Below are 22,670 nucleotides of genomic sequence, written 5' to 3' on the forward strand. Positions count from 1 at the left end.
GCTCAGGCCTTGTCCTCGGCCGGGGCGTTGACGTCCTCCGGCAGACCACCCCTGGCCAGCTCGACCAGCGCGGCGAACGTGGCGGGGTCGCTGACCGCGAGCTCCGACAGGATCTTGCGGTCGACCTCGACACCCGCGAGCCGCAGGCCCTGGATGAAGCGGTTGTAGGTCATGCCGTTCGCACGGGCGCCGGCGTTGATGCGCTGGATCCAGAGCTTGCGGAAGTCGCCCTTGCGCGCGCGGCGGTCGCGGTACGCGTAGTTGAGCGAGTGGAGCACCTGCTCCTTGGCCTTGCGGTACAGCCTCGAGCGCTGGCCGCGGTAACCGCTGGCCAGTTCAAGGGTGGTACGGCGCTTCTTCTGGGCGTTGACCGCCCTCTTGACGCGTGCCACGGGTCCGTCCTGTCGATCTCGTGGGGCTCGTGGCCCCGGTGTTCACGGGTGCGGAAAGGCCTAGCGGCCGAGCAGCTTCTTCAGCCGCGGGGCGTCGTTGTCCGACACCTGGACCGTGCCGGAGAGCCGACGGGTCAGCTTGCTGGACTTCTTCTCCAGGAGGTGGCGCTTGCCGGCCTTCTCGCGGAGCAGCTTGCCGGTGCCGGTGACCTTGAACCGCTTGGAGGTCCCGCTGTGCGTCTTGTTCTTGGGCATGTCCGTCCTCGTCTCGTGCTGCCGCGCTGTGGGCGCGCGGCATCCGTGGTCCTGCGGCCGGAGCCGAGGATCACTCCTCGACAGAACCCGTTTCCGCGTTCGTGTCCTCGGCGTCCGGGTTCTTGATCGGACGCGTCTTGGTGGTCTTGTGCGGCGCCAACACCATGATCATGTTGCGGCCGTCCTGCTTCGGGTTCGACTCGACGAAGCCCAGCTCGGCGACGTCCTCCGCCAGCCTCTGCAGCAACCGGTAACCGAGTTCGGGGCGCGACTGCTCTCGACCGCGGAACATGATGGTCACCTTGACCTTGTTCCCGTGCGAGAGGAAGCGGGCCACGTGGCCCTTCTTCGTCAGGTAGTCGTGCGGGTCGATCTTCGGCCGGAGCTTCTGCTCCTTGATGACCGTCAGCTGCTGGTTGCGGCGGGACTCACGGGCCTTCTGCGCGCTCTCGTACTTGAACTTGCCGTAGTCCATGAGCTTGCAGACGGGCGGCCGGGCCTGCGCGGCGACCTCGACGAGGTCGAGGTCCGCTTCCTGGGCGAGTCGGAGCGCGTCCTCGATGCGAACGATCCCGACCTGCTCGCCGTTCGGCCCGACCAGACGAACTTCGGGCACGCGGATGCGGTCGTTGATGCGCGGCTCGGTGCTGGCTGGAGCACCTCGGTTCGAGGGACTTGTCATTCACGTCCTTTGTGACTCGTCGTGCGCCAAAGACAAGAGCCCCACGCCAGTACTGGCATGGGGCCCGCTTCCGACCGATCCTCCCGGACACGTGCGTGCACGCGTCGTGCACGACGACACGAAGCCGTCGTGCTGGGACCGGACCCGGCTGCCCTGGTACAGCGGCTCGGGTGGGAGCGGGAGCTCCACTTGCCGCCCCCGCACGAACGAGGGCTGGTCGCGCAGAAGAGAGTACCAGATGCTGTTGTCAACCCCCGAACCGGCGGGCCGGACCGGGCGCTTGCGACAATGGGGAGGTGACAGACCAGCAGGAGACAGACGTCCGCGAGCTCGGCGAGGTGCCGAGCGTCGAGGTGATCAGCAGGGCCGCGGTGATGCTGATGTCCGCCGCCGCCGAGCGCCTCGGACTCGCCGACCCCGACCCCGACACCAGCCCCCGGCGCGACCTCGACGAGGCGCGCAGGCTCATCACCGCCCTCGCCGGTCTGGTGAGCGCGTCGGTGGAGTACCTCGGACCGCACGCCGGACCGCTGCGCGAGGGCCTCCAGTCGGTGCAGCGGGCGTTCCGCGAGGCGTCGGTGGTGCCCGACGAGCCCGGCGCGGGCCCCGGCGAGAAGTACACCGGCCCCGTCTACTAGCACCAGGGCCTCCGCCGAGCGCTCCTGTGCGAACCGGGGCGGGGCCGCAACGCGGAGGCGGGGGACTCCTGGTAGATCGGACGGTGTCCGTGCGCCGTTCCACCAGGAGTTCCGTCGTCGTCACGTCCACGCCCGCGAACGACCGCGCCACCACTCGGGACGAACACGTCCGCACCCGGAGCGATGATCCCTTCGCGGCATCGACCTGCCGGAGGACGTTCCCCGCGGCACGGAGTCGAGAGGTGCGGGCGCTAGATCGTGTCTCAGACGTGGCGCAGCCAGGTGTCGATGGCGGCGATGTCGCTGGTGGCCTGGTAGCGGACGGCGAGCTTGTCGTAGCGGGTGGCCGCTGCCCGATGCTGTTCGAACGGGTTGATGCCGCACTCGACCGCGTGGCGCTGCTCGTGGACCTCTCGGTCGATCGTGGGTGGCCGTCGAGCTGTGGAGCCCGTGGCCTCGCGGTGGGCGGCCCGGTCGCGGGGTTGCCTCGTCCGCCAGGACCCGGTCCGGCCGGGTCTTGGCGCGGCCGGGACCGAGCCGCAGATCCCCCTCTTCCGCGCACCGACGGTGTGCTGGTGCGCCCGCGTGATTGTGGAATCCACCGACACGTCCCACACGATCAGCCCTTCGCCGTCGGCGCGAGCCCGCACGGCGGTCAACACCCGCCGCCAGGTCCCGGCCCGCTGCCAGCGCCGGAACAACCCCGTAGACGCTCTTGCCAGAGCCCGCACTCGGGCGGAGCGCCGTCCCGCACCCGCCACCGGACGCCGTCGATCAACTGCCGCTTGCTCCACTTCGGGGACGTCCCGGTCTGACACCGACGGGCAACAGCGGCTGCACACGGCCCACCGCGCGTCGGTCAGGTCGAACCGCCTCGCTACCGCTATACCGGCCACGAGGTCTCCGGTACCGCGGTTCTGCTTGGTCGCCACACCACCTACCGGAGACCTCGCCACGTTCCGGCCACCGACACGCCGCCGATCACCTCACCTTTGAAACAAGCATTGGCCGCCGGTGGGCGACCGCCGGGTCACGGCGTGACCGGGAAGCGACAGCTCTCCCTGGTGAATCCTCACCCGCTCGGCGAACACGGGACAGCCCGCATCGATCAGCTTGCCCGCCAGGTCGGCACGGCCTTCTCTCCCGACCCAGTACAGGGTTTGTTCGCGCGTCACCAGTCGTACGAGGTGGGGCGCGCTGTCGTCCACCAGCACGAAGAACTCATCGGGCCGGTAGACCTCGTAGGGCGTTGAACCCGCGTCGCACCCTGCCGTTGAGAAACCTTTGTCGCAGGTCAAGATGAAGTCTGCGCGACAGGCCACGGCTGCGGCGTGCACATGCCGGTCGTCGCCGTCGACGCCGGGGAACGTGCCGTCGACGACGAAGTCCTCAACACGACCCCCTTCGAAGGTTGCCGCGATCCCATCCCGTATCGCGGTGATCTTCGCGCCGTTCCAGTCCGGATGCTTCCGACGCAGACGGTAGATCGTCTCGGCGAGCACGTCCTCGGTCCAGTAAACCGTGTAGACCTCTTCGGGTGAATTCAACTGCAGTAGCGCAAGCCAATCTCGCAAGGTGCGGGAGTACAGCACGTTCGCGTCGACGAACACTCTCGTTGAGGACACCGCAAAAGATTAGTGCCGCCCCGTTCCCCTCCTCGGAAATCGGGTCGAGACACGCCGTACGCCTTCTTCGACCCGAGAGCGCTGGTGATTCGACGATGAGGTGATCGCCGTCGAGACGAGACGTCGTCAGTCGTCTTCCACCGCCCGCAGTTCGTCGAACGCGGCCAACCGGCGTTGTCGGCGCACACGCCGTTCCTCCAGCACGTCGACCGTGCGCAAGCGGGTGTGCGAACCGACCTTGTGCGAGGGAAGCTCACCAGCGTCGATCTTGCGCATCAACGTGGGACGTGACACGCCGAGCAACTGGGCGGCGGCAGTGGTCGTCAACTCCTCCGGCATCGCACTGACCGTGACCGCGTGCCCCCGCGCCACCGCGTCGACGACCCTGGCGATGATCGCCGACAACTCGCCCGGCACCGGGACCGCCGAGCCGTCCTCGTCCGCCGCGACGGTGAATCGCGCACCACGAGGAGGAAGGCGGCTCATCAGCACTTGCGCCTGCTGCTTGTCGCGTTCGTCAGCCAGCAGAACGTCACGGTCAGTCGTAGACACCAGTGTCGACACCGTCACCACTCCTCGAAACACGTACAGTTGCAACCGACCACAGTTGCACTTGTAGGTGCAACACGATCCCATGCAATCACGCTCGTCGCGCGGACGCAACCTCGCGACGACCACGTCGCAGCACGGACGACGAGGGACTCGGGCACCGGTCCCGGCGCTCAAGCACGCAGTCCCGCGCGCGCCAGGGTGCGGGCGGCCAGGGCGGCGACGACCTCGGGGTCACCGCGCCGCCACGCCCCCGCCGGGTCGTCGCTGATCCGGGTGAGCTGTCGCAGCGGCAGCTCGGTCAGCGCCCGCAGGGCGAGCACGTCCAGCGCTCCCGCGTCGCGCAGCCGTGCCGCGGCGGCGGCCCCGCGGGCGAAGCGCAGCCGCAGCGGCAGCCAGACCAGGAGCAGGAACAGCACGGGCAGCACGACCAGGGCGACCGCGAGCCACTGGCCGATCTGCTCGACCAGTTCGATCTGCGAGCGGCCGGCGTCGACGAGGGTGGTGCCGGCGTTGGAGCCCTCGCCGAGCGCGCCGGAGACCGCGCCGCCGACGACGGGCACACCGCGCGCCTGGTCGGCGGCCCCGGCGAAGGAGTCGCGCATCCTGGTGCCCGCGTCGACCAGGCCGTTGCCGGGGGCGCGCAGCTCCAGCACGCCGTCGCGCACGCCGAGCGCGAGCCAGACCCAGAACACCACCCAGCCCACCGCGAGGACGTCGGCGACGAGCTGACGGGCGAACCGGGCCGGGTGGTCCGAGTACCACTTCATGATCTGCACGTTCCCATCCCGGTCGCACCGCGAAACCGCCCGAACGGCCCAGTGCCGCGGGCGGGGAGCACCGTCCCCGCCCGCGGGCGGGGCGTCAGTCCTCCAGAACGGCCAGCGCGTCGATCTCGATGAGCAGCCCGGCGGGCAGGCCCACGTAGACGGTGGTGCGCGCGGGAGCGGGGTCGGTGACGTACTGGTCGTACGCGGCGTTCAGCTCGGCGAAGTGCGCGGTGTCGGTCAGGTAGACCCGCAGCATCACGACGTCGTCGATGCTCGCGCCCCCCGCCTCCAGCACGGCGTTGAGGTTGCGCATCGTCTGGGCGAGCTGCTCGGTGACCGTGTCACCGACGATCTTCCCCGTGGCGGGGTCGAACGCGACCTGGCCCGCCACCTGGAGGACGTTGCCCTTGCGCACGCCCTGGGAGAACCTGGCGGGGGGCTGGGGCGCCGCGTTGGTCCGGATCTCAATCTTGGCCACGAGCTGGTGTCCTTCCTGGTTGTGCATCGGTCCACCCGCACTCCACCGACGCCGCTCGCGCGGTCGCCTGCAGGTCCGGGAGCAGTGCGAGCAGGCCGTCGAAGTCGAGCAGCACCTTCGGCACCGACGTCGACACGGCGGCCACGACCTCGCCACGCGCGCCGCGGATCGGCGCGGCGACGCAGTGGATGAAGTCCTCGTGCTCGGAGTTGTCGACGGCGTACCCGGCGGCGCGGACGCGTTCCAGCTCCGCGAGGTAGGACTCGGCGTCGGTGATCGTGTTCGCGGTGAGGGGCGGGAACTCCATGCCGTCCACGACCCGGCGCAGCTCGGTGTCGGGCAGGTCGGCGAGCAGGACCTTCGCCACGGCGGTGCAGTGCAGCGGCGCGCGGCGCCCGATGCGGGAGTACATGCGCATCGGGTGGGTGCTGTCGTACTTGTCGATGTAGATGACCTCGCCGTCCTCGTAGCTCGCGAGGTGCACGGTGTACCCGGTCCGCGCGTTGAACGCGCGCAGCGCCCGCTCCGCGCTGCGGCGCACGTCCCGTTCCTCCAGGGCGCGGTTGGCCAGGTCGAACATGGCGGTGCCGAGGCGGTAGTGGTGCACGCCCTCGCGCTGCACGAAGCGGTGGGACTCCAGGGTGCGCAGCAGGCGCAGGGCCGTGGACTTGTGGACCTCGACCACCCTGGACAGCTCGTCGAGGGTCTTGGGGCCGGTGGCGAGCTCGGCGACCAGCGTCAGTGCGCGGTCCAGGCTCTGGCTCATGCCGTCTCCTCGCTGGTCGGGACGCTCGACGCGGTCAGGCGGGCCGCCGACCAGGTGGCGGCGTCCGCGTGCAGCAGGTGCCGGGTGACGGCGGCGGGGAGCGGGTCGCCGACGTCCTCGGTGGTGAGCAGGGCGGCCGCGGCCTGGAGGTGCCCGGCGCGCAGCCGGGTGCGGGGCGGGAGGTCGGCGAGCGCGGCGGCGAGGTACCCGGCGGCGAAGGCGTCGCCCGCGCCGACGGGTTCGACGACGTCGACGTCCAGCGCGGGCTGACGGGTGAGTTCGCCGTCCTCGACGAGGACGGCCGAGTGCTCGGCCTGCTTGACGACGATGCTCGCCGGGCCGGGCAGCAGGTCGCGCAGCCGCTCGGGGTCGCCGGTGCCCCACACGGACTCGGCCTCGTCGGCTCCGGCGAGCACGACGTCGGCGGCGTCGGCGAGGTCGCGCAGCACCGACGGGTCGCGGTCGCGCCACAGGGCGGGCCGCCAGTTGAGGTCGAACGACACGAGGTGCTCGCGCGGGCGGCGCAGCAGCGCGCGCAGCAGCTCCAGGCACGAGTCGGACAGGGCGGCGGTGATGCCGCTGACGTGCACGAGGCCGACGCCGGTGAGGTCGAGGTCGTCGAGCAGGTCCGGGCCGAGGGCGGAGGCGGCCGATCCGGCGCGGTAGTACCGCACGGCGTCCGGCGCCTTGACGTAGAGGCCGGTGGGGCGGTCGGGGTCGCGGCGCACGGCGGAGACGTCGACGCCGCGGGCGCTCACGGCGTCCAGCACCGCGGAGCCGAAGGGGTCGTCGCCGACGGCGCCGACCCAGCGGCTGGGCACGCCGAGTCCGGCCAGGTGGCAGGCGACGTTGGACTCCGCGCCGCCCACGGCCCTGGTCCAGGTGCGGACCTCGTGCGCCGGTCCCGGCTCGGCCGGCACCAGCAGCGCCATGGTCTCGCCGAGGCAGACCACCGCGCTGCCCCGCGCCGATCCGACGTGTTCGAACCCCATGTACGCCTCCGCACTCCCTCCGGTGCCGATCACACCGCCGGCGAGGACCACGCGTCGGCGCGGTCGACGTCGTTGACGGCGGAGCAAGCGAATGCTACACAGCTCAGCAACACATCGCGCAATAGGCGTTGCACTGCTTGCAACGGGAGGTTCAACGTGGGCGCAGCCGTCATCGACCGCGACGCGGTCGCGGCGATCAGGGCCGAGCGGATCGACTGGCGCTTCAAGGCGCTGCCCGCCGGGACGTTCGGCAGCACGCTCGGCGAGGTCGCCGACGCCGGGCTGGACCTGTTCGGCGACGACTTCGCGGGGCCCCTCGTGGTGCTCGACGCGGAGGCGCTGGAGCACAACCTCACCACCATGGCCGCGTGGTGCGCCCGGCGCGGTGTCGCGCTGGCGCCGCACGGCAAGACGACGATGGCGCCGCAGCTGTTCGCGCGCCAGCTCGACCTCGGCGCGTGGGGCATCACCGCGGCCAACACCAGCCAGGTGCGCGTCTACCGGGCGTTCGGCGTGCGGCGGGTGCTGCTCGCCAACCAGCTCGTCGACCCGGCGGGCCTGCGCTGGCTCGCCGCCGAGCTGGACCGCGACCCCGGCTTCGAGTTCTCCTGCTGGGTGGACTCCACCGCCTCCGTGGCGCGGATGACCGAGGTGCTCGGCCAGCTCTCCCCCACCCGCCCGGTCGACGTGCACGTCGAGCTCGGCGCGCCCGGCGGCCGGACCGGCGCGCGGGACGCGGCGACCGCGCTCGCCGTGGCGGACGCCGTCCTGGCCAGCCCGGTGCTGCGGCTGACGGGCGTCGCCGGGTACGAGGGCGCGCTCGCCCACGACGCCTCGCCGCAGGCGCGGGCCGCCGTCGACGGCTACCTGGAGTCGCTGCGCGCGCTGGTCCGCGAGCTCGCCGGGCGCGGCGCGTTCGACGGCGTCGAGCAGGTCGTGGTCACGGCGGGCGGCAGCGCCTACTTCGACCAGGTGGCCACGGCGCTCACGACGCCGTGGCCGGACGGGCTGCCCGTGCTGCCGCTGCTGCGCAGCGGCGCGTACGTCACGCACGACGACGGGTTCTACCGCGGCATCTCCCCGTTCGGGCGCACCGACGGCGAGCAGCCGTTCCGGTCCGCGCTGCGGGCGTGGGCGCAGGTCACCTCGCACCCGCAGGAGGACCTCGCGCTGCTGACCATCGGCAAGCGCGACGCGTCCTTCGACGAGGGCCTGCCCGAGCCGCAGCTCCTGCGCACCCGCCACGGCGTCGTGTCGCCGCTGCGCGACGCGCGGATCAGCGCTCTCAACGACCAGCACGCGTTCCTGTCGCTGCCGCCGGGCGGCGGCGTGGAGGTCGGCGACTGGATCGGCCTCGGCCTGTCCCACCCGTGCACGGTGTTCGACAAGTGGCAGCTGCTGCCCGTCGTCTCCGGCACGCGCGTGGTCGACCTCGTCCGCACGTACTTCTAGGGAGGCGGCAGAAGTGGACATCGTCTACCGCGGCGCGCGCGTCGTCGACGGAACGGGTGCGCCGGGCTACCGGGCCGACGTCGGCGTGGCGGACGGTCGCGTCGCCGAGATCGGCGAGCACGTCACCGGCGGCCGGGTCGTGGACGCGGACGGCCTGGTGCTGGCGCCGGGCTTCATCGACATGCACTCGCACTCCGACCTGCAGGTCCTGGCCGCGCCGGACCACCTGGCGAAGGTCTCGCAGGGCGTGACCTGCGAGGTGCTCGGCCAGGACGGGCTGTCCTACGCGCCGGTCGACGACGCCGTGCTCGCGACCCTGCGCGGCCAGCTCGCGGGCTGGAACGACGACCCGGCCGGGTTCGACTGGAACTGGCGCTCGGTGGGCGAGTACCTCGACCGGCTCGACCGGGGCGTCGCGGTCAACGCCGCGTACCTGGTGCCGCAGGGCACGCTGCGGATGCTGTGCGTCGGCTGGGACGACCGTCCCGCCACGCCGCGCGAGGTCGACGCGATGAAGGAGGTGCTGGCGCGGTCGCTGCGGGAGGGCGCGGTCGGCCTGTCCTCCGGGCTCACCTACACGCCCGGCATGTACGCCGACACGGCCGAGCTCGTGGAGCTGTGCCGGGTCACCGGCGAGCTGGGCGGCTTCTACAGCCCGCACCACCGCAGCTACGGCGCGGGCGCGCTGGAGGCCTACGCGGAGATGGTGGAGGTGTCGCAGCGCTCGGGCTGCCCCCTGCACCTCGCGCACGCCACGATGAACTTCCCCGTCAACGAGGGCAGGGCCGGTGAGCTGCTCGCGCTGCTGGACCGCGCCATCGACGGCGGCGCCGACATCACCCTCGACACCTACCCCTACCTGCCCGGCGCGACCTACCTGTCCGCGCTGCTGCCGAGCTGGGCGGGCGAGGGCGGCCCGGACGCGACGATCGCCCGGCTGTCCGACCCGGACACCCGCGAGAAGATCCGCGCCGCGATCGAGGACACCGGTTCCGACGGCTGCCACGGCGTGCCGGTGGACTGGCGCTCCATCGAGATCAACGGCGTGCGGCTGCCCGAGCACGCGCACCTGGTGGGGCGCAGCGTGGCGGAGTCGGCGACCGCGGCCGGTCGACCGCCCGCCGAGCTGTACTTCGACGTGCTCGTCGCCGAGCGGCTCGGCACGTCGTGCCTGATGCACGTGGGCCACGAGGACAACGTGCGGGCGATCATGCGGCACCGCGCGCACACCGGCGGCAGCGACGGCCTGCTGGTGGGCGACCGGCCGCACCCCCGCGCGTGGGGCACGTTCCCCCGCTACCTCGGACGCTACGTGCGGGAACTGGGCGTGCTGGGCCTGGAGGAGTGCGTGTCGCACCTGACGGGCCGGGCCGCGCGGCGGCTGGGCCTGACCGACCGCGGCCTGGTGCGCGAGGGCTTCGCGGCGGACCTGGTGCTGTTCGACCCGGACACCGTGTCGGACACCGCCACCTTCGACGAGCCGAGGCAATCGGCCACCGGCATCCCCCACGTGGTGGTCAACGGGGTTCCGGTGATCGACGACGGCAGGCACACCGGTGCGCTGGCCGGGCATTCCATCCGAAACACGAGGAGTCGCGGGTGATCGACTGGTTGCAGCACTCGACCGGAGGGCTGCTGACGCTGTCCGCCGTCAGCATCGCCCTGCTGCTGTTGATGATCATCAAGTTCAAGGTCGAGCCGTTCATCGCGCTGCTGATCGCGGGCCTGCTGGTCGCGCTGGCGGCGGGCCTGCCCGTGGAGCAGATCGTCGGCTCCGCGCAGAAGAGCTCCGGCTCGCTGCTGGAGGGCGGCTTCGGCGGCATCCTCGGGCACATCGCCGCCATCATCGGCCTGGGCACGCTGCTCGGCGCCGTCCTGGAGGCATCCGGCGGCGCCGAGGTGCTCACCCGCACTCTGCTGCGGGCGTTCGGCGAGAAGCGAGCGCCGCTCGCGATGGGCCTGTCCGGCCTCATCTTCGGCGTCCCCGTCTTCTTCGACATCGGCATCTTCGTGCTGGCGCCGCTGGTGTACGTCGCGGCGAAGCAGTCCGGCCGCTCCATCGTGCTCTACGCGATGCCGCTGCTGGCGGGCCTGTCGGTGATGCACGCGTTCATGCCCCCGCACCCCGGTCCCGTCGCGGCGGCCGGTCTGCTGGGCGTGAGCCTCGGCTGGATCATCATCATGGGCCTGGCCTGCGCGATCCCGGCGTGGTTCGTCGGCGGTGTCCTGTACTCCACGTGGATCGGCAAGCGCATCGACGTGTCGGTGCCCGAGGAGATGCTCGCCGCGGCGCAGGTCGCGCGCGAGGGCGAGGAGCGCGGGGACGAGCCGCCGCTGTCGCTGGTGCTCGCCATCATCGGCATCCCGCTGGTGCTGATCCTCGCCGGCACGTTCGGCAGCATCCTGCTCCCCAAGGGCTCGACGGGCCTCGGCGTGACGACGTTCTTCGGCACCCCCGCGGTGGCGCTGACGATCGCGGTGCTGCTGGCGTTCTGGCTGCTGGGCACGCGGCGCGGCATGACCCGCGAGCAGATCACCGCCATGTCGGGGGCGTCGCTGCGTCCCGTGGCGATGATCCTGCTCGTCGTCGGCGCCGGCGGGTTCTTCGGCGCGGTGCTGTCGGCGACCGGCGTGGGCAAGGTGCTCGCGACGTCGCTGTCCGACGCCGGTCTCCCGGTGATCGCGCTGGCCTACGTCATCAGCTGCGGCCTGCGCATCGCGCAGGGCTCGGCGACGGTGGCGATCGTGACCACGACGGGCATCGTGGCCCCGGTGGTGGCGGACCTGGACTACTCGCAGCCGCAGCTCGCGCTGATCGTGATGTCCGTCGCGGCCGGTTCGATCATCGCCTCGCACGTCAACGACGGCGGGTTCTGGATCGTGTCGCGCTACTTCGGCCTGTCGGTCAAGGAGACGCTCCAGACGTGGACGGTGCTGGAGACGATCCTGTCGGTGGTCGGCTTCGCGATGGCCGTGCTGCTCAGCGTCCTGGTCTAGACGCCCGAGCACGACGACGCCCCGCCGCGGTCAGCGCGGCGGGGCGTCGTCGTCCCGTCAGACGCCCGCCTTCTCGCCCTCCGGGGTGGAGACGAACCACTTTCCGCCGACGCCCTGGCCCTTGGCGTCACCGCACAGCACGTCGTCGGCGAAGGTGTAGAGCGGCCAGCCCGCGAGCGTGACCTGCTTGGTGCCGTCCTGGCGCACCACGGTGCCCACGAGCGCCCGGTCGACGCCCTGCACCTGGACGTCGTCGGTCTCGGTCAGCAGCGGCGGCCACTTCACGGCGCACGCGTCGACGCAGGTGGACACCGACGGGTTCGCGGTGTCGTCGTCGAACCGGTACAGCGTCATGCCCTCGGCGTCGGTCGCGACGACGCCCAGGTCGCCCACGGTCGCCGTGGTCAGCTTCAGCGCGGTGTTCTGCACGGCCTTCTTGCCGTCCGGAGCGGCGGCGAACCACGTGCCGCCCACGCCCTGTCCCTTCGCGTCACCGGGGGCCTGGTCCTGCGCGAACGTGTAGAGCGGCCAGCCGCCGACGGTGACCTGCTTCGTGCCGTCGGGCCGGTCGAGCGTGGCCACGAGCGACTGGTCCACGCCCTGCACCCGCACGGGGTCGGCGGTGGCCAGCAGCGGCGGCCACTTCACCGCGCAGTCGCCGGCGCAGGTGGAGGTCGGCGGGTTGTTGGTGTCGGCGTCGAAGCGGTACAGCGTCAGCCCGGCCGGGTTCGTCAGCACCGTGCCCAGGCCGGGCACGACGGCCGTCTTCAGCTCGGGACCGGCCGCGGCGGCACCGCCGCCGGTGGCCTTCTTGCCCTCGGCGGTCGCGGCGAACCACGTGCCGCCGACGCCGTGGCCCTTCCACTCGCCGGGAGCGGTGTCACCCGTGAAGGAGTAGATGGGCCAGCCGGCGACCGTGAGCTGCTTCGTGCCGTCCTCGCGCGCCACCGTGCCCACGAGGGACTGCTCGACGCCCTGCAGCGAGACGTTCTCCGGGTCGACGATCACGGCGGGCCACTTCTCGGCGCACGCGTCGACGCAGGTGGACACGGACGGGTTCGCGGTGTCCTCGTCGAACCGGTACAGCGTGAAGCCCTCCGCGTCGGTCAGGACCTCGCCGAGAGGACCCACCTCGGCGGTCTGCAACGACACCAGTGCGGCTGCGGCAGCGGGGCCCGCCTCCTGCTGGAGAGCCGGCTGCGTGCCGCCGGTCGTGCCGCCGCCGCACGCGCTGAGCAGCGTGAGGCCGACGGCGGCGGTCGCGGCGAGTACCGCAACGCGCTTGCGGATCATGACGAACCTCCTCGGGGTTCGGCCGCGTGGTGTGCGTTGGCCGAAGATGCCCCTGACACGAGCCCCGCCGCGAGAAGGTTCAGCGGATCGCGGAAGTTCCGCGGATCGCCGGGCGCGGACGCCGCCGTCACGCCGTCACGACCGGTCGCGACACCGCGAAGCGCGTCGCCGAGGCGCTGGCCCCGGCCCTCGGCGAGTTCGACGAGGGCCGGGGCCGGCGACTCAGCCCGCCACGGCGGTGTCCTGCTCCCCCAGCACCTTGCGCAGGAACTGCCCCGTGTAGCTCTCCTCCACGGCGGCGACGTCCTCGGGCGTGCCCTCGGCGACGACCGTGCCACCGCCCGAGCCGCCCTCGGGGCCCATGTCCACGAGCCAGTCGGACGTCTTGATCACGTCGAGGTTGTGCTCGATGACGATGACGCTGTTGCCCTTGTCCACCAGGCCGTTGATCACGCCGAGGAGCTTGCGGATGTCCTCGAAGTGCAGGCCGGTGGTCGGCTCGTCCAGGATGTAGACGGTCTTGCCGGTCGAGCGCTTCTGCAGCTCGCTGGCGAGCTTCACGCGCTGCGCCTCACCGCCGGACAGCGTGGGCGCGGGCTGACCGAGCCGCACGTAGCCCAGGCCGACGTCGACGAGGGTCCGCAGGTGGCGGTGGATCGCGTTGATCGGCTGGAAGAACTCCGCGGCCTCCTCGATCGGCATGTCGAGGACCTCGGAGATCGTCCTGCCCTTGTAGTGGACCTCCAGGGTCTCCCGGTTGTACCGGGCGCCCTTGCAGACCTCGCACGGGACGTAGACGTCCGGCAGGAAGTTCATCTCGATCTTGATGGTGCCGTCGCCCGCGCACGCCTCGCAGCGGCCGCCCTTGACGTTGAACGAGAACCGGCCCGGCTGGTAGCCGCGCACCTTGGCCTCGGTGGTCGCCGCGAACAGCTTGCGGATGTGGTCGAACACGCCGGTGTAGGTCGCCGCGTTGGACCGCGGGGTGCGGCCGATCGGCGACTGGTCGACCTGCACGAGCTTGTCGACGTGGTCGAGGCCCTTGATGCGCGTGTGCCGGCCCGGCACCTGCCGCGCGCCGTTGAGCTTGTTCGCCAGCACCGTCGCGAGGATGTCGTTGACGAGCGTGGACTTGCCGGAGCCGGACACGCCGGTGACCGACACGAGGCAGCCCAGCGGGAACGACACGTCGATGCCGCGCAGGTTGTGCTCGCGCGCGCCGATGACGGCGAGCTGGCGCTTCTTGTCGATCGGGCGGCGGATCTCCGGCAGGGAGATCCGCGTGCGGCCCGACAGGTACGCGCCGGTCAGGGACTTCTCGTTGCTCAGCAGCTCCTTGTAGGTGCCGCTGTGCACGACCTGACCGCCGTGCTCGCCCGCGCCGGGGCCGACGTCGACCACCCAGTCCGACGTGCGGATGGTGTCCTCGTCGTGCTCGACGACGATCAGCGTGTTGCCGAGGTCGCGCAGCCGCGTCAGCGTGTCGATCAGGCGGTGGTTGTCGCGCTGGTGCAGGCCGATCGACGGCTCGTCCAGCACGTAGAGCACGCCCACGAGGCCGGAGCCGATCTGCGTGGCGAGCCGGATGCGCTGCGCCTCACCGCCCGACAGGGTGCCCGACGCGCGGTCCAGCGACAGGTAGTCCAGGCCCACGTCGAGCAGGAAGTGCAGCCGCGCCTGGATCTCCTTGAGCACGGCTCCGGCGATCATGGACTCGCGCTTGCCGAGCTTCAGCCCGTCGAGGAACTGCGAGCACTCGCGCACGCTCATCGCGCAGATCTCGGCGATGGAGCGGTCGCCGAGGTCGCCGTGGTGCAGGGTCACCGCGAGGATCTCGGGCTTGAGGCGCGTGCCCCGGCACGCGGGACAGGGCACCTCCCGCATGTAGCCCTCGTACTTCTCCCGCATGGTCTCGGACTCGGTCTGCTCCTGCCGCCGCTCCAGGAACGGGATGACGCCCTCGAAGTTGGCGTAGTAGGAGCGCTCGCGGCCGTAGCGGTTGCGGTAGCGGACGTGCACCTGCTCGTCGGTGCCGTGCAGCACGGCCTTCTGCACCTTCGCGGGCAGCCGGTGCCACGGCGTGTCCATCCGGAAGCCGACGGTCTCGCTGAGGGACTGGAGCAGCCGGGTGAAGTACTCGGCGGTCTGCCCGCCCGTCCACGGCGCGATGGCGCCCTCGCCCAGCGACAGCTCGTCGTCCGGGACGATCAGCTCCGGGTCGACCTCCTTGCGGACGCCGATGCCGGTGCACACGACGCACGCGCCGTAGGGCGAGTTGAAGGAGAAGGAGCGCGGCTCCAGGTCCTCGATCGCCAGGGGGTGGCCGTTGGGGCAGGCCAGGTTCTCGGAGAAGCCGCGCTCGCGGTGCGGGTCGTTCTCCTCCAGGTCGACGAACTCCAGCACCACGAGGCCGTCGGCCAGGCGCAGCGCGGTCTCCACCGAGTCGGTGAGCCGCTGCTTCGAGCTCGCCTTGACCGAGAGCCGGTCCACGACGACGGAGATCTGGTGCTTCTCCTGCTTCTTGAGCTTCGGCACCTCGCCCAGCGAGTGCACGACGCCGTCGACCTTGGCGCGCGAGTAGCCCTGCGCCTGGAGCGCGGAGAACAGGTCGACGTACTCGCCCTTGCGACCGCGGATCACCGGGGCGAGCACCTGGAACTTGGTGCCCTGCTCCATCGCGAGGACCTGGTCGACGATCTGCTGCGGGGTCTGCTTGCTGATCGCCTCGCCGCAGGTGGGGCAGTGCGCCTTGCCCGCACGCGCGTAGAGCAGCCGCAGGTAGTCGTAGACCTCGGTGATCGTGCCGACCGTCGAGCGCGGGTTGCGGCTGGTGCTCTTCTGGTCGATCGAGACGGCCGGGGAGAGGCCCTCGATGAAGTCGACGTCCGGCTTGTCCATCTGCCCCAGGAACTGCCGCGCGTAGGCGGACAACGACTCGACGTAGCGGCGCTGCCCCTCGGCGAAGATCGTGTCGAACGCGAGGCTGGACTTGCCCGAGCCGGACAGGCCCGTGAACACGACGAGGCTGTCCCTGGGCAGGTCGAGGTCGACGCCGCGCAGGTTGTGCTCACGAGCGCCGCGGACGACGAGACGGTCGGCCACTGGGTTCCCTTCGGGTGGTCTGTGGCGGCCCGGCGGGTCAGCTGCGACGCCGACGCACGACCGAACACACGTTCGAGCACCCTACTGGAGCAGTGCCCCCGGTGCACGGAGCACCGCTGGTTCGATCGGCCGGGAGGAGGGCCGCTCACCATGCTAGGGGCGACCACCGACAACAACGGCCCGTGCCCTCCCCGCATTCCCGGCGAGCACCGCACGAGGTGCGGATCACCCCTCCCGGCAGACCCCTCCGCACCAGTGGTGACGAGCCGGTGGGCGACACCGCGCCCTCCTCGCCGGAGTTCACTCGACCGAGTGGCAGCGAGCTTGTGCACCGCTCAGCCTCGAACGGGCTCTACCGGGCCGAGCGCTCCCGCTCCTAGGCTGGGTCTCCTCCACCACGACAAGCCTCCTAGCCGGGGAGAGGCGCACACATGAGCTCTGCCAGCGCGTCGTCGGTACCGTCGACGCAGACCACCGCTCCGGTCCCGTCCGCCTCGCTGCCGTCACCGCGCGAGGAGGCATCGGGGCTGGTCCCGGTCACCGAACTGCTGCACGGCGTCGCGCTCGCGACCGAGGTGGTCCAGGAGTCCGTCGAGGCGCTCGACGCGACGGCCGTGCGAGCACCGAGCCTGCTGCCCGGCTGGAGCAGGGCCCACGTCATCACCCACCTGGCGCGCAACGCCGACGCGCTGGTGAACCTGCTCACCTGGGCGAAGACCGGTGTCGAACACCCCGCCTACGCGAGCAGGGCCGATCGGGACGCCGACATCGAGGAGGGTGCCAACCGGCCGCTGCAACTGCTGCGCGCCGACCTGGACTCGGCGTGCCTGCGCTTCGCCGCGGCGGCCGAGGCGCTGACCCCGAGCGCGTGGAACGCGGAGATCTCACCACCGGCCGGGGCCTCGATCCCCGCGCACCGGGTGCCGTTCCTGCGGCTGCGCGAGCTGTGGTTCCACCTCGTCGACCTGAACGTCGGGACGGGCTTCGGCGATCTGCCGCCCGAGCGCCTGGAGGCGTTCGTCGACGACGCCGTGTGCGTGCTGCGCACCCACGACGACGCGCCGCCGCTGCGCCTGGTCGTGGAACTGCCGGACGGACGTCAGCGGACCTGGGAGGTGGCCGCCGGCGGCGCGAGCCCGGACGAGGTGCGCGGCTCGGCGGCGGACGTGCTGGCCTGGCTCACGGGCCGCCACGACGGCACCGGCCTGATCGGCACCACGCCGGAGCTGCCCGACTGGGCGTAGACCCACCGGACCGCGTGCAGGCGCAGGGCCAGCAGCAGGCGCACCAGGGCGGCGCCGCGCTCCGGCGCGGTCAGCCAGCGGTGGGCCGGACGCTCGACCAGCACGGTCAGCGCCCAGCCCAGCAGCACCGCGGAGCCGAGGAAGCCGGCCAGCCACGACCACGGGCCGAACCCCAGCCCGACCAGTCCGCGCACGACGACCGCGCCGATCTCCTGGTGCACCAGGTACACGCCGTAGGAGATGCCGGCGAGCCAGGACACGGGCCTGGCCAGGGGCCGCGGGAGCGTCCGGTCCGGTCCGGCCGCCGCCGCGATCACCACGAGCAGCAGCAGTCCGAAGCCGACCGCGGAGACGGGCTCGGCGGAGTGCGCGCCGTCCGCCACGACGACGGCGACGAGCAGCGCGGCGAGGTGGGCCGCCGACAGCCGGCGCACCGACCACAGCCAGATCGCGACACCGGCGGCGAACAGCTGGGCGCGGTGCACGCCGAAGCCGTAGAACGCGGCCTGCACGAGCCCCGGCCCGTCCGCGAACGACCGCACGACCAGCGGAGCCAGGACCAGCACCCACAGCAGCGCCCGCAGCCACGGGCCGCGCCCGGCCCGGCGGCCGAACAGCAGCGCGCCCGCCGTGAAGGCGAACACCTGCACCGGGATCGTCCAGTGGGCGAAGTCGACCTGCCGCACCCCCGGCACCCACTGCTGGAGCAGCAGCAGGTTGGCCACCACGTCACGGGGTTCCAGGTGGCTCCAGCCCGCGGGCGCGAACCAGCGCAGCACGAGGTAGGTGAGCACGACGGCGGCGGCGTAGGCGGGCAGCAGCCGGGCGAGCCGGTTGCGCAGGAACCGGCCGGGCTCCCCCTTGGCCAGGGAGGCGCAGGCGAAGAACGCGGAGACCACCATCAGCGTGCTCGCGCCCACGTAGAGGGGGAACTCGAAGGCCGGTGCGCCGAACTCGGGGTGCAGGGACGGGCCGGTGTGGGTCGCGTGCTGGAGCAGCACCACCAGGACGGCGAGCACTCTCAGGACGTCCCAGTCGATCCGGCGAGCGGTCCTCGAAGGGGCGGCGGACGGCTGCGGGGCGTTCGACACGGGTGAGCAGACCTGTTCGGCAGTGTGCGGCGTACGTCGGACGGGGGGCGAGAATGATCCCTCCGGCTGCTTGACAGTAGGCGGTCAACCTGTAGGGAGCCTGAAGGTGACCGGACGACTACGGTCGGCGGCGTGGACGTATCCCAGGACTACACAGGCCACGTCGAGCCGGGCGGACCGGCGACGCGCCGCGTGCTCGACGCGCTGACCATCACGAAGATCTCCGTGGGCCCCATGGACAACAACGCCTACCTGCTGGTGTGCCGCGCGACCGGCGAGGCGCTGCTGGTCGACGCGGCGGCCGATGCTGGACGACTGGCCGACCTCGTGAACTCCGACACCTCGTCGCCGCGGCTGCGCGCGGTGCTGACGACCCACCAGCACGCCGACCACTGGCAGGCGCTCGCCGAGGTGGCCGAGGCGAACGGCGCCCGCACGATCGCGCACGAGCTGGACGCGGGCCCGCTGCCGGTGCGCCCGGACCAGCACGTGTCGCACGGCGACACGATCCACGTGGGCGACGTGCCGCTGGAGATCGTCCACCTGCGCGGCCACACGCCGGGCTCGATCGCGGTCCTGCACCGCGACCCGGCGGGCCACCCGCACCTGTTCACGGGCGACTCGCTCTTCCCCGGCGGCCCCGGGCGGACGACGAGCCCGGAGGACTTCAAGAGCCTGATGGACGACTTGGAGACCCAGGTCTTCGGCGAGCTGCCCGACGACACCTGGTTCTACCCCGGCCACGGGGACGACTCCACGCTCGGAGCGGAGCGTCCCGAGCTCGGCGAGTGGCGGGAACGCGGTTGGTGATGCCGCGGATTCCGGACAGCCGCCGCGAGAGCGTTCGCGATCTTCTGCGAGCAGGGTTGATCAGTGCGGGTGACCGGTTGCGGTTCACCCGCCCCAGGGCACGCGAGGAACACGTCGCCACGGTGTCACCAGAAGGACGCATCGTCCTGACGGATGGCACGGAGTACGACACTCCGTCGGACGCCGCGAAGGCGGCCGGTGGAACCCCGGTCAACGGCTGGATCGCATGGCGCACCGACGCGAACCGGACCTTGGCGTCCCTGCGCAACCAGCTACGTGACGCCACGACCGGGACCGCCCCGCCGGACACGCCGCACGAGTACCTGAGCGAGGTCGGCGAACAGCTGAGAGCAGGCGAGGCCGTCTCGGTCACAGTCCGCGAACTGCTCAGGCACTGGAACGCCCGGAGCCGTGGTACTCGGATCACCAGACGTGTCGAGAAGGACCTCACGAGCCAAGGGCTGCAAACCTTCCCGCACTTCCGGGATGTCACACTCGATTCGCTGGTGCGGTTCTCGATGGTCGATGCCGAAGAGACCTCCGACCCGTCGGCCGATTCCGTGCTCGACGTGCACAGGTCGCCCACGTCGCCCGAACTCGAAGACGACACCGGGGACGACGATCCGCCACAGATCGGGCTGAAGGTCGGCAACCTGCCGTCCGCGCTCGGCGGGGTGACCGCGGTGACGCGGGAGAGCACCATCGAGCAGGCGATCACACTGATGCAGATCGACGATTTCTCCCAACTGGCCGTCCTGTCGCCCAACAAGCGCACACTGACTGGCGCGGTCACCTGGAAATCAATTGCCATCGCGCGGCACATCAATCCGGGCGCAACACTACTAGATTGCATCGCAGACGCTCAGGAGATCTCTTACGATCAGGACTTGGTGGACGTCCTCGGCGTCCTGCAGAGCGTGGGATTCGTCTTCGTCCGCAACGAGGTGAACGAAGTCAGCGGCATCGTGACGGCGGCCGACCTGGCGCACGCTTACGGCGACATGGCCACCCCGTTCTTCCTGATCGGAGAACTGGACCAACTGCTGCGCCACATCGTAGCCAGCCATATCCCGCTGTCGGACGTCGTGACGCTGTGCGATCCTTCCGGAGATCGTGACATCGCGTCGTTCGATCAACTGACCATGGGTGACTACGAACGCACCCTGCAGAACCCGGATGCGTGGAACCGACTGAGCACCAAGCTGGACCGGGTCCTCTTCTGTCAACGCCTGGAGTTGATACGAGATATCCGCAACGACATCACGCACTTCAATCCGGAAGACATCCCGCCGAACACGGTCGACATGCTGCGCAATCTCCTGCGCATGGTGAGGCTCAACCTGCCCGTTTGACCGATCGGATTCCCACACCGCTGCCGGTCGACCCGCTGGGTGAAGACCCACGGGTCGACCGGGTGGTCAACTGTCCGACCGCCACAGAGCAGAAACCGGAACGGCCCAGATCCGATCGCCCAGCGGGAGCACCTGCGGTCCGGCGTGGAGCACCAGACCCGTCGTGAACCGACTTCCCAGACGGTCCCTCAACATCATCAGGTGCCTGGCATGCCGAGCAGTCGGCGTGCTGGTCAGCTTGATCTCCAAGCCCGCCAGCTCACCGGACCTGCGGTCCTCCACGATGAGATCCACCTCAGCCCCATCACGGTCGCGGAAGTACGACAGGTCCACGCTCCGCTCGCTCCACGTGGCCTGCTTGAAGACCTCGGTGATCACAAACGTCTCGAACAGCGCACCTGCCGCGGTCCCATCGGCGGCCAGCGAGAACGCCTGCTCGCCGAGACCGCAGAGATCCGCCGCGAGACCTGTGTCCACGACCACCACCTTCGGGCGACGCTTCGCCCTGTTCGTGATGTTGGTCGACCACGCGGGCAGCAAGGTCACCAGATGGAGGGCCTCCAGCAGGGTCACGTAGTTCGACGCGGTCTCACGGCCGACCTCGGCGTCCCCGGCGACTCCCGCGACGACCAACTCCTGACCGGTGCGAGCGGCCAGCAGGCGCAGCAGCTTCCGCAGCTCGGCCTCCAACCGGACCTCGGCGATCGGGCGAAGCGCCTCCCTCGACACGACGTCGTGCACGTACGCCTCGAACCAGTTCCGGCGCTGACGTCCGGCAAGGCCCTCGGTGACGATCTCGGGGAACCCGCCCTCCAACAGCGTGCTGATCAACTCCGCACGCGGCAACGGCTCGAACCGGCCCGGCCACCGGGCCGGTTCGAACAGCAGGTCCAGGAAGGTTTCCCGCACTCCGAGCCGCTCCCCCATCGACAACGGCCAGAGCAGCAGCCTCCCGGCGCGGCCCGCCAAGGTCTCCGAGAGGCCCTTGTCCGCCAGGTAGTTGGTCGACCCGGTCAAGAGCAGTTGACCTCGCGCGCGGTCGCGGTCGGCCGCTTGCTTCACCGCAAGCAGGAAACCGCGTCCGGCACGCTGGAACTCGTCGACCGCCGCCGGCCGCGGCAAGGCGTCCACGAAACCGACCGGATCGTCGGCCGCACGGGCGAGCACGGCCTCGTCGTCGAAGCTGAACCACGCATGGCCAGGCAGGTCGAGCAACTCGCGCACCAGCGTCGTCTTCCCGGTCTGTCGCGCGCCGCCGAGCAGTACGACGCGGAACGAAGCCAGCAGCTCGGTCACCCTCGGAGCTGCGTTGCGCTGTACGAGAGCACTCACAGGACGAGAGTAACCGACAGAACGCGGTTGGCCCAGCCGACAGAACGCGTCAACTCCAGGCGACACTCTGCCGAACCGCTTGACTCGACAGCAGTGCCGCTGACCGACCGGAACGACCTGTTCACGGGCGACTCGCTCTTCCCCGGCGGCGTGGGCCGGACCACGTCGTCTGAGGACTTCCGGTCGCTGATCGACGACGTGCGGGAGCGGATCTTCGACGGGCTGCCGGACGACACGTGGTTCTACCCCGGCCACGGCGACGACTCGACGCTGGGCGAGCAGCGCCCGCACCTGGACGAGTGGCGCTCACGGGGCTGGTGAGCGGGACATCAGAACCGCTCGTCCCGTTCAGAAGAAGACGCAGAGCCGTACCAGCGGTCGCCATCACTCGATACGTTGACCTCATGGCGGACGGCCCCGTTGTCGAGATCTACACCGACGGTGCGTGCAGCGGCAACCCCGGACCGGGCGGATGGGGTGCGGTGTTGCGGTACGGCTCGCACGAACGTGAACTGCACGGCGGAGAGGCCGCCGCCACGACGAACAACCGCATGGAGCTGATGGCCGCCATCCGGGCGCTGGAAGCCCTGACCCGCCCCTCGGTCGTGCGGATCTGGACGGACAGCACCTACGTGAAGAACGGCGTCACGTCCTGGATGACCAGGTGGAGGACCAACGGCTGGCTGACCGGCGAGAAGAAGCCCGTGAAGAACACCGACCTGTGGCAGCGGCTGGACGAAGCGCTGAGGCCGCACCAGGTGGAGTGGCACTGGGTGAGGGGACACGCGGGTCATCCGGGCAACGAGCGCGCGGACCGGTTGGCGGCCAGGGGTGTGCGCGAGGCGTCGGG

Annotated in this window: 20 protein-coding genes and 3 pseudogenes; 9 read left to right on the forward strand and 14 right to left on the reverse strand. The window is 71.0% G+C overall.

The window, feature by feature from the left end:
- Positions 1 to 2: 2 nt before the first annotated feature.
- From rplT to infC, 3 genes are all read right to left on the reverse strand, one after another.
- The gene (gene rplT / locus IMZ35_RS00075; RefSeq protein ID WP_199438786.1) at positions 3 to 392 is read right to left on the reverse strand and encodes a 50S ribosomal protein L20; all 390 of its coding nucleotides are present in this window, start codon (positions 390 to 392) and stop codon (positions 3 to 5) included.
- A 60-nt stretch (positions 393 to 452) separates the two neighbouring features.
- Positions 453 to 647 (reverse strand): 50S ribosomal protein L35, encoded by a 195-nt coding sequence (gene rpmI, locus IMZ35_RS00080; protein WP_199438787.1) that lies wholly within the window; start codon positions 645 to 647, stop codon positions 453 to 455.
- 70 nt (positions 648 to 717) lie between these two features.
- Positions 718 to 1,329, reverse strand: coding sequence for a translation initiation factor IF-3 (gene infC / locus IMZ35_RS00085; protein WP_199438788.1), 612 nt, complete (start codon positions 1,327 to 1,329; stop codon positions 718 to 720).
- 296 nt (positions 1,330 to 1,625) lie between these two features.
- On the opposite strand from infC, the gene IMZ35_RS00090 reads away from it, so the two are divergent.
- Positions 1,626 to 1,967, forward strand: a complete 342-nt coding sequence (locus IMZ35_RS00090; protein WP_199438789.1) for a DUF1844 domain-containing protein — start codon at positions 1,626 to 1,628, stop codon at positions 1,965 to 1,967.
- Between the two features lie 263 nt (positions 1,968 to 2,230).
- Here the strand turns inward: IMZ35_RS00090 and IMZ35_RS30325 are convergent, their stop codons facing one another.
- The 7 genes from IMZ35_RS30325 to IMZ35_RS00125 all read right to left on the reverse strand — a co-directional run bounded on the left by IMZ35_RS30325 (position 2,231) and on the right by IMZ35_RS00125 (position 7,147).
- Positions 2,231 to 2,569, reverse strand: coding sequence for a hypothetical protein (locus IMZ35_RS30325; RefSeq protein WP_229369208.1), 339 nt, complete (start codon positions 2,567 to 2,569; stop codon positions 2,231 to 2,233).
- 384 nt (positions 2,570 to 2,953) lie between these two features.
- Positions 2,954 to 3,577 (reverse strand): PIN domain-containing protein, encoded by a 624-nt coding sequence (locus IMZ35_RS00100; protein WP_307867596.1) that lies wholly within the window; start codon positions 3,575 to 3,577, stop codon positions 2,954 to 2,956.
- Positions 3,578 to 3,718: 141 nt separating this feature from the next.
- Positions 3,719 to 4,156 carry a helix-turn-helix domain-containing protein gene (locus IMZ35_RS00105; RefSeq protein ID WP_307867597.1) on the reverse strand — a complete coding sequence of 146 codons (438 nt, stop codon included), beginning with the start codon at positions 4,154 to 4,156 and terminating at the stop codon, positions 3,719 to 3,721.
- A 158-nt stretch (positions 4,157 to 4,314) separates the two neighbouring features.
- Positions 4,315 to 4,911, reverse strand: a complete 597-nt coding sequence (locus tag IMZ35_RS00110; RefSeq protein ID WP_199438791.1) for a hypothetical protein — start codon at positions 4,909 to 4,911, stop codon at positions 4,315 to 4,317.
- 94 nt (positions 4,912 to 5,005) lie between these two features.
- Positions 5,006 to 5,389, reverse strand: coding sequence for a RidA family protein (locus IMZ35_RS00115; RefSeq protein WP_199438792.1), 384 nt, complete (start codon positions 5,387 to 5,389; stop codon positions 5,006 to 5,008).
- Positions 5,376 to 6,155, reverse strand: coding sequence for an IclR family transcriptional regulator (locus IMZ35_RS00120; RefSeq protein ID WP_199438793.1), 780 nt, complete (start codon positions 6,153 to 6,155; stop codon positions 5,376 to 5,378). The genes IMZ35_RS00115 and IMZ35_RS00120 overlap by 14 nt, the downstream gene beginning before the upstream one ends.
- Positions 6,152 to 7,147, reverse strand: a complete 996-nt coding sequence (locus IMZ35_RS00125; protein ID WP_199438794.1) for a sugar kinase — start codon at positions 7,145 to 7,147, stop codon at positions 6,152 to 6,154. Before IMZ35_RS00125 ends, IMZ35_RS00120 begins: the two co-directional genes overlap by 4 nt.
- A gap of 156 nt (positions 7,148 to 7,303) precedes the next feature.
- Between IMZ35_RS00125 and IMZ35_RS00130 the strand changes: the two genes are divergently transcribed.
- From IMZ35_RS00130 to IMZ35_RS00140, 3 genes are read left to right on the forward strand one after another with little or no spacing between them, the layout of a single operon-like run.
- The gene (locus IMZ35_RS00130; protein ID WP_199438795.1) at positions 7,304 to 8,599 is read left to right on the forward strand and encodes an amino acid deaminase; all 1,296 of its coding nucleotides are present in this window, start codon (positions 7,304 to 7,306) and stop codon (positions 8,597 to 8,599) included.
- 13 nt (positions 8,600 to 8,612) lie between these two features.
- Entirely contained in the window at positions 8,613 to 10,202 is a 1,590-nt protein-coding gene (locus tag IMZ35_RS00135; RefSeq protein WP_199438796.1) for an N-acyl-D-amino-acid deacylase family protein, read from the forward strand.
- On the forward strand, positions 10,199 to 11,596 hold the full coding sequence (locus IMZ35_RS00140; RefSeq protein ID WP_199438797.1) for a GntP family permease: 1,398 nt from the start codon (positions 10,199 to 10,201) through the stop codon (positions 11,594 to 11,596). The genes IMZ35_RS00135 and IMZ35_RS00140 overlap by 4 nt, the downstream gene beginning before the upstream one ends.
- A 57-nt stretch (positions 11,597 to 11,653) precedes the next feature.
- Here the strand turns inward: IMZ35_RS00140 and IMZ35_RS00145 are convergent, their stop codons facing one another.
- Together IMZ35_RS00145 and uvrA are read right to left on the reverse strand one after the other, a co-directional pair.
- Positions 11,654 to 12,889 carry a hypothetical protein gene (locus IMZ35_RS00145; protein WP_199438798.1) on the reverse strand — a complete coding sequence of 412 codons (1,236 nt, stop codon included), beginning with the start codon at positions 12,887 to 12,889 and terminating at the stop codon, positions 11,654 to 11,656.
- A 222-nt stretch (positions 12,890 to 13,111) separates the two neighbouring features.
- Positions 13,112 to 15,991 carry an excinuclease ABC subunit UvrA gene (gene uvrA / locus IMZ35_RS00150; protein WP_199438799.1) on the reverse strand — a complete coding sequence of 960 codons (2,880 nt, stop codon included), beginning with the start codon at positions 15,989 to 15,991 and terminating at the stop codon, positions 13,112 to 13,114.
- Positions 15,992 to 16,422: 431 nt separating this feature from the next.
- On the opposite strand from uvrA, the gene IMZ35_RS00155 reads away from it, so the two are divergent.
- A complete protein-coding gene (locus IMZ35_RS00155) occupies positions 16,423 to 17,235 on the forward strand; it encodes a maleylpyruvate isomerase family mycothiol-dependent enzyme (protein ID WP_199438800.1) in 813 nt (270 codons plus the stop codon).
- Positions 17,236 to 17,351: 116 nt separating this feature from the next.
- On the opposite strand, the pseudogene IMZ35_RS30330 reads toward IMZ35_RS00155, so the two are convergent.
- Positions 17,352 to 18,326, reverse strand: a pseudogene (locus IMZ35_RS30330) (acyltransferase family protein); the annotation flags it as partial.
- A gap of 132 nt (positions 18,327 to 18,458) precedes the next feature.
- Between IMZ35_RS30330 and IMZ35_RS00160 the strand changes: the two are divergent.
- Both IMZ35_RS00160 and IMZ35_RS00165 read left to right on the forward strand, forming a co-directional pair.
- Positions 18,459 to 19,136, forward strand: coding sequence for an MBL fold metallo-hydrolase (locus IMZ35_RS00160; RefSeq protein WP_199438801.1), 678 nt, complete (start codon positions 18,459 to 18,461; stop codon positions 19,134 to 19,136).
- Positions 19,136 to 20,488 carry a CBS domain-containing anti-phage protein gene (locus IMZ35_RS00165; RefSeq protein WP_229369343.1) on the forward strand — a complete coding sequence of 451 codons (1,353 nt, stop codon included), beginning with the start codon at positions 19,136 to 19,138 and terminating at the stop codon, positions 20,486 to 20,488. The genes IMZ35_RS00160 and IMZ35_RS00165 overlap by 1 nt, the downstream gene beginning before the upstream one ends.
- Before the next feature lie 66 nt (positions 20,489 to 20,554).
- On the opposite strand, the gene IMZ35_RS00170 is transcribed toward IMZ35_RS00165, so the two are convergent.
- A complete protein-coding gene (locus IMZ35_RS00170; RefSeq protein WP_199438803.1) occupies positions 20,555 to 21,784 on the reverse strand; it encodes an ATP-binding protein in 1,230 nt (409 codons plus the stop codon).
- Positions 21,785 to 21,937: 153 nt separating this feature from the next.
- Here IMZ35_RS00170 and IMZ35_RS00175 point away from each other — a divergent pair.
- Positions 21,938 to 22,141: pseudogene (locus IMZ35_RS00175) on the forward strand (MBL fold metallo-hydrolase); the annotation flags it as partial.
- A gap of 83 nt (positions 22,142 to 22,224) precedes the next feature.
- Positions 22,225 to 22,668 (forward strand): annotated as a pseudogene (gene rnhA / locus IMZ35_RS30335) (ribonuclease HI); the annotation flags it as partial.
- Positions 22,669 to 22,670: the final 2 nt, after the last annotated feature.

Source organism: Umezawaea beigongshangensis (assembly GCF_016464305.1).
Classification (GTDB): domain Bacteria; phylum Actinomycetota; class Actinomycetes; order Mycobacteriales; family Pseudonocardiaceae; genus Umezawaea_A; species Umezawaea_A beigongshangensis.